Consider the following 6,330-nt stretch of genomic DNA (forward strand, 5'->3'; position numbering starts at 1 on the left):
CAGCAATGAAATTAATAGATAAATATATTTTAAAGCGTTATTTGGTTACTTTTTCGGTTATGTTACTATTATTTATTCCCATTGGAATTGTAATAGATGTATCTGAGAAGGTAAATAGAATGATTGAAAGGAAAGCACCTTTTAATGAAATTGTTATCTATTATGGTGATTTTATCATTTATTTTGCCAATTTGCTTTTTCCTATATTTTTATTTTTATCCGTAATTTGGTTTACCTCTAAGTTAGCTAATAATACTGAAATTATTGCTATTTTAAGTTCTGGAATTTCTTTTAAACGGTTTTTAAGACCTTTTCTATTAGGAGCTACTATCGTTTGTATTTTTGCGTTATTAATGGGATTTTTTTTGGTACCCAAAGCTAGTAAAGGGTTCTTAGATTTTAGAAATACCTATTTAAGAGGAAGTAGTAATAAAACCATGGAAACGTCTGATATTTTCAGACAAATAGGAGATGGAGAATATATTTATATTAGTAATTATAATTTTTTATCTAAAACAGGATTTAATTTTACGTATGAAAAATTCAAATCAAATCAATTAATTGAAAAAGTAAATGCAAATAGGATTAAGTACGATGAGAAAACAAAGAAATATACTTTGTTTAATTATATAAAACGTTCAGTAGGTAAAAATAACGACATTTTAGAATCGAAAGATAAAGAATTTGTTAAGTATAACTTTGAACCTGATGAATTAACCCCTGTTTTTTATATAGCCGAAACGATGACTATTGGAGAATTATATACCTTTATAAATAAGGAGAAAAAAAAGGGAAATACAAGAATTAATGCTTATCTGGTAGTGTTGTATAAAAAATATAGTTTACCAGTTTCTGCATTTATTTTAACGATAATAGCTGTAGCTGTTTCTTCTATGAAGAGAAGAGGAGGAATGGGAGTCAATTTGGCAATAGGTATTGTTATTGCTTTCACTTTTATCTTTTTTGATAAAGTATTTGGTACCATTGCAGAAAATTCAGATTTTTCCCCTTTGTTAGCAGTATGGATTCCTAATATAGTTTTTGGTACATTAGCATTTTATTTACTTCGTAATGCAAAACGGTAATTATTTAAAGAATTATTTACATCTTCATTTAATTATTTTTATTTGGGGATTTACAGCCATTTTAGGTAAACTTATTTCTCTTAAAGCGCTAGATTTAGTTTGGTATAGAATGCTTTTTGCAACTGTATTTATCATTGGTTTTATCTGTTTCAAAAAGCAGTCTTTAAAAATTCCGTTAAAGACATTTATAGGATTTGCAATTTCTGGAATTATTATTGCTGCACACTGGTTTACTTTCTATGAAGCTATAAAAGTTTCTAACATTTCAATTACGTTAGCTTGTTTATCTACTGGAGCTTTTTTTGCATCTTTAATAGAGCCTATTTTATACAAAAGAAAAATAGTAGGTTATGAAGTATTGTTTGGTATTATAACCGTAATAGGACTGAGTATTATTTTTAAAGTAGAGACACAATATAAAGTAGGTATTTATTTAGCGATTACTTCTGCGTTTTTATCGGCACTTTTTTCAGTTATAAATGGAAAATATGCCAAAGAGTATGATGCAAATATTATCTCTTTCTATGAATTAGGTGTAGGAGTATTATTCTTAAGTACTGTATTGTTTTTTAATCAGCAATTTGACACTGTATTTTTTTCACTATCTATTAAAGATTTGATATGGTTATTAGTACTTTCGTCAATATGTACTGCTTATGCTTTTTCGGCATCTGTAAAAGTTATGAAAATATTAAGCCCGTTTACGGTTATGTTAACGATAAATCTAGAGCCTATTTACGGAATTATTCTCGCATTATTAATTTTTGATGATTCGGAACATATGAATTCTATGTTTTATGTAGGAGCAGCGATAATATTAACTACAGTAATTGCAAACGGAATTGTGAAAAATTATAAAAAAAGAAAACTAAATCAACGTCAATACAATATTAATTAATTTGAAAATTTTATCTTTGTAAAGACAAACGAAACCCAAAATTTAGTCCAATGGAATATTTAGATTTTGAATTACCTATCAAAGAACTTGAAGACCAGTTAGATAAATGTGTTATCATAGGTCAAGAATCTGATGTAGACGTTACGCAAACTTGCAAGCAGATTGAAAAAAAATTAGAAGAAACAAAGAAGAACATATATAAAAATTTGACAGCTTGGCAACGTGTTCAAATGTCAAGACACCCAAATCGCCCTTATACCATGGATCATATCAAGGCGTTATGTGGAGATACGTTCTTAGAACTTTTTGGAGACCGTGCTTTTAAAGACGATAAAGCAATGGTTGGTGGTTTAGGTAAAATTGGAGGACAATCATTTATGATTGTTGGTCAACAAAAAGGCTATAACACCAAAACACGTCAATACCGAAATTTTGGTATGGCTAATCCAGAAGGCTACAGAAAAGCATTACGTTTAATGAAGATGGCTGAAAAATTTGGTATTCCTGTGATTACTTTGGTAGACACACCAGGAGCATATCCAGGTTTAGAAGCTGAAGAAAGAGGACAAGGAGAGGCAATTGCGAGAAATATTCTTGAAATGATTCGTCTTAAAGTGCCTATTATTACAGTTATTGTAGGAGAAGGAGCTTCAGGAGGAGCCTTAGGAATAGGAGTAGGAGATAGAGTATTTATGTTAGAAAACACATGGTATTCTGTTATTTCTCCAGAATCTTGTTCGTCTATTTTATGGAGAAGTTGGGAGTATAAAGAACAAGCAGCAGAAGCTTTGAAATTAACAGCAACCGACATGAAAAAGCAAAAGTTAATAGACGATATTATACCAGAACCTCTTGGAGGTGCTCATCATGATAGAGAAACTACTTTTAAGACAGTTGAAAAGTATATTTTGAAAGCACATAACGAATTAAAAGAGTTATCAACAGAAGATTTGATAATGCAACGTATGGATAAATATAGTAAAATGGGAGAATTCAAAGAATAATTCATTTTGCCTTCGATTTTAAGTCCGAAGCATATTTGTTTCGGATTTTTTTTGCGTTATAAACAATTATAACAACTTTATGAACAGTTTCTTAACAAGCTGTTATTAATAATTAGAATTAGAAATAGTTAATTTTTGGTTAACTTCGCGTTATGGAAAATATCAGAAGTAGTAGTCCGTTGAAGGTAGATAAAACGACTATAATTAATTTAGAGAAAGGAAAACTACCACCTCAAGCTGTTGACCTTGAAGAAGCAGTTATTGGTGCGATGATGATTGATAAGAAAGGTGTTGATGAAGTAATTGATATTTTACAACCAGATGCTTTTTATAAGGAATCACATAAACATATTTTTGAAGCTATTGTACAATTATTTAATGATACACAACCTATTGATTTGCTTACTGTTTCATCTCAATTGAAAAAAAATGGTAAGTTAGATTTAGCTGGAGGCGATTTTTATTTAATTCAACTCACTCAAAAGATATCCTCTTCAGCACATATCGAATTTCATTCTAGAATTATTCTACAAAAATTTATTCAAAGAAGCTTAATAAAAATATCTAGTGAAATTATTGAAGAATCTTATGATGAAACTACCGATGTATTTGATTTGTTAGATAAAGCTGAATCAAAACTGTATGAAGTAACCCAAGGAAATATTAAAAGAAGTTCTGAGACGGCTCAAAGTTTAGTAATTCAAGCAAAAAAGCGAATTGAAGAAATTGCAGGTAAAGAAGGACTTAGTGGAATACCTACTGGATTTCATGATTTAGATAAGTTAACCTCTGGTTGGCAACCTTCCGATTTAATTATTGTTGCTGCACGTCCTGGTATGGGAAAAACAGCTTTTACGCTATCGATGGCTAGAAATATGGCGATAGATTATCAAGCACCAGTTGCCTTTTTTTCTTTAGAGATGTCTTCTGTTCAGTTAATTACACGTTTAATTTCATCTGAAACAGGTTTGTCTTCTGAAAAGTTACGTACAGGGAAATTAGAAAAACATGAATGGGAGCAATTATCAATCAAAGTTAAAGACTTAGAAAAAGCACCATTATATATTGATGATACTCCTTCCTTGTCAATTTTTGATTTGCGTGCAAAAGCCAGGCGATTAGCATCTCAGTATGGTATTAAAATGATTGTAATTGATTATCTTCAGTTAATGACTGCTGGGGGAAATGGAAAAGGTGGCGGAAATCGGGAGCAAGAAATTTCTACAATTTCTCGAAATTTAAAAGCATTAGCTAAAGAATTAAATGTTCCAGTAATTGCATTATCTCAGTTATCTCGTGCTGTTGAAACGAGAGGATCTAGTAAAAGACCATTACTTTCAGATTTAAGGGAGTCTGGAGCGATTGAACAGGATGCTGATATTGTATCGTTTATTTATAGGCCAGAATATTATAAAATTGATGAATGGGATGATGAAGAGAGAAGCCCTACTCAGGGTCAGGCAGAATTTATTGTAGCTAAGCACAGAAATGGTGGATTAGATAATATTCGATTAAAATTTGTGGGAAGTTTAGGTAAATTTGATAACCTAGATGATTTTAGTTCTCCTTTTGATGAACTACCTTCAAAAATGAATTTAGATGACCAAAATCCATTTGCTACACCAAATCTACCATCTCCAAATGATGCCTTTGGTAGTAGTTTTAATTCTGACGATGATGATTCAGACGTGCCTTTTTAACATGAATAAATAAAAAAAGAGATTTTCAAATTTGAAATCTCTTTTTTTATTTATGCTTTTACTAAATGAAAATCAAATATTGAGAGTGTATGATTTTCTTTCAAATAATTCTTCGGACTATCATCAATTTTTAAGTTCGGATTGTATTTCCAAATGGAACAATGAACATTACATCCAAATCGAGACAAGTAAAGTTCGCTTACAAGTGGTTTATAACCTGTTGCGATAATTTCAATAGCAACTCTTTCTGTAACTTTTTTATTGGCAATTGAAAAGCCTGTTTTAATTTCATAAGAACCATCTTTTGATTCAATTGTTTGCTTGTAAGCCAATCTATTTTTTAAAGGTTTGACTTTCATTATCACAGATGAAATTGGTTCTAAAGTGGCAGCATCTATAAAATTCCCTTTTAATATCATTTCTCTATCAGTAAATGTTAAAGGTGAAAGATCAATGGAATTATTTTTTATTTCATTTTCTGTCTCAAATGAATATAAATTAGATCCAGATAACAGGAGTGAGCCTGTTGCTAAGGCACTCATTTTTTTTACAAAATTTCTTCTTTCCATTTTTATAAGGATTGTTGGTTAGTAATGCAGTAGTAATATTAGTGAAAAATTTTAAGCAAAAAGGGTCGTTACAAAATATCGTAACAACCGCTTTTTGTATTTCCAATAATTAAAAGTAATAATTATTTTTTAATTATAAGTCTTTGTGCCTTAATCTGTTGGTTAGTTAATCCTTTGATAAAGTAAATGCCATCTGCTAAATTTTCAACATTAATATTGTTTTCAATATTTGAATTAAGATGGAATGTTTTTACTGTTTGACCTAATTGATTTACTATTACAAATTCTCCATTCACATCCGTTTTAATAGTTACTAGTCCATTGGATGGGTTTGGATAAATTACAAACTTAATTTCATTTTCAAATGTTTCAGTATCTAATGTAGTGACTGTATAACAAGTCGATTCTACTGTACAACCATTGAAAGATATTGATACTTTATAATCTCCAAGAGTAGAAGGTGTAAAATCTTGATTTGTTTCACCCACTAATAATGTATTTGGGCATTCATACCATTGGTAAGTCATACCTGCATCAGTAGCATTAGCGGTTAAAATACCAGTTGTATTTTCAGAAATCGTATTATCAATTGCAGTTGGTTGTGTAATGGTAAAGTTTACGGAAGTCGTACAACTGTTAGCATCCGTTACTGTACAAGTCCAAGTTCCAGCTGATAAACCAGTTACTGAAGGTGTTCCATCGCCTGTAGGGTTACCTGGAGTCCAATTATAGGTATATCCTCCTGCACCACCAGTTGCCACGTTTACAGTTGCCGCACCGTTTGAACCACCGTTACATGATACATCGGTTTGCGAAGAAGCAGTAAGAGCTAAAGCTGTTGGTTGTGTAATGGTAAAGTTTACAGAAGTCGTACAACTGTTAGCATCCGTTACTGTACAAGTCCAAGTTCCTGCTGATAAACCAGTTACCGAAGGCGTTCCATCACCTGTAGGGTTACCTGGAGTCCAATTATAAGTATATCCTCCTGCACCACCAGTAGCCACGTTTACAGTTGCCGCACCGTTTGAACCACCGTTACATGATACATCGGTTTGCGAAGAAGCAGTAAGAGCT

6 protein-coding genes are annotated in these 6,330 nt (G+C 31.3%); 4 read left to right on the forward strand and 2 right to left on the reverse strand.

Annotation, left to right across the window (positions count from 1 at the left end; all coding sequences use genetic code 11):
- The first annotated feature begins 5 nt into the window (after positions 1 to 5).
- The 4 genes from CX675_RS17575 to dnaB all read left to right on the forward strand — a co-directional run bounded on the left by CX675_RS17575 (position 6) and on the right by dnaB (position 4,687).
- The gene (locus CX675_RS17575; protein WP_130736557.1) at positions 6 to 1,085 is read left to right on the forward strand and encodes an LptF/LptG family permease; all 1,080 of its coding nucleotides are present in this window, start codon (positions 6 to 8) and stop codon (positions 1,083 to 1,085) included.
- Positions 1,072 to 1,983, forward strand: coding sequence for a DMT family transporter (locus tag CX675_RS17580; protein WP_130736558.1), 912 nt, complete (start codon positions 1,072 to 1,074; stop codon positions 1,981 to 1,983). The genes CX675_RS17575 and CX675_RS17580 overlap by 14 nt, the downstream gene beginning before the upstream one ends.
- A gap of 50 nt (positions 1,984 to 2,033) precedes the next feature.
- Positions 2,034 to 2,987 (forward strand): acetyl-CoA carboxylase carboxyltransferase subunit alpha, encoded by a 954-nt coding sequence (locus CX675_RS17585; RefSeq protein WP_130736559.1) that lies wholly within the window; start codon positions 2,034 to 2,036, stop codon positions 2,985 to 2,987.
- Between the two features lie 152 nt (positions 2,988 to 3,139).
- A complete protein-coding gene (gene dnaB / locus CX675_RS17590) occupies positions 3,140 to 4,687 on the forward strand; it encodes a replicative DNA helicase (RefSeq protein ID WP_130736560.1) in 1,548 nt (515 codons plus the stop codon).
- 50 nt (positions 4,688 to 4,737) lie between these two features.
- Here dnaB and CX675_RS17595 read toward each other — a convergent pair whose 3' ends face one another.
- Positions 4,738 to 5,256, reverse strand: a complete 519-nt coding sequence (locus CX675_RS17595; protein WP_130736561.1) for a hypothetical protein — start codon at positions 5,254 to 5,256, stop codon at positions 4,738 to 4,740.
- Between the two features lie 122 nt (positions 5,257 to 5,378).
- A partial coding sequence (locus tag CX675_RS19910; RefSeq protein ID WP_165396083.1) for a T9SS type A sorting domain-containing protein occupies positions 5,379 to 6,330 on the reverse strand: 952 nt, incomplete at its 5' end.

Source organism: Flavobacterium sp. J27, assembly GCF_004303025.1.
In the GTDB taxonomy this organism is placed as follows: Bacteria; Bacteroidota; Bacteroidia; order Flavobacteriales; family Flavobacteriaceae; genus Flavobacterium.

Bases quoted from the DNA above. Each gene is read 5' to 3' on its own strand.
- CX675_RS17585 (WP_130736559.1), top strand. From the start codon at position 2,034: ATGGAATATTTAGATTTTGAATTACCTATCAAAGAACTTGAAGACCAG.
- CX675_RS17575 (WP_130736557.1), top strand. From the start codon at position 6: ATGAAATTAATAGATAAATATATTTTAAAGCGTTATTTGGTTACTTTT.
- dnaB (WP_130736560.1), top strand. From the start codon at position 3,140: ATGGAAAATATCAGAAGTAGTAGTCCGTTGAAGGTAGATAAAACGACT.
- CX675_RS17580 (WP_130736558.1), top strand. From the start codon at position 1,072: ATGCAAAACGGTAATTATTTAAAGAATTATTTACATCTTCATTTAATT.
- CX675_RS17595 (WP_130736561.1), bottom strand. From the start codon at position 5,256: ATGGAAAGAAGAAATTTTGTAAAAAAAATGAGTGCCTTAGCAACAGGC.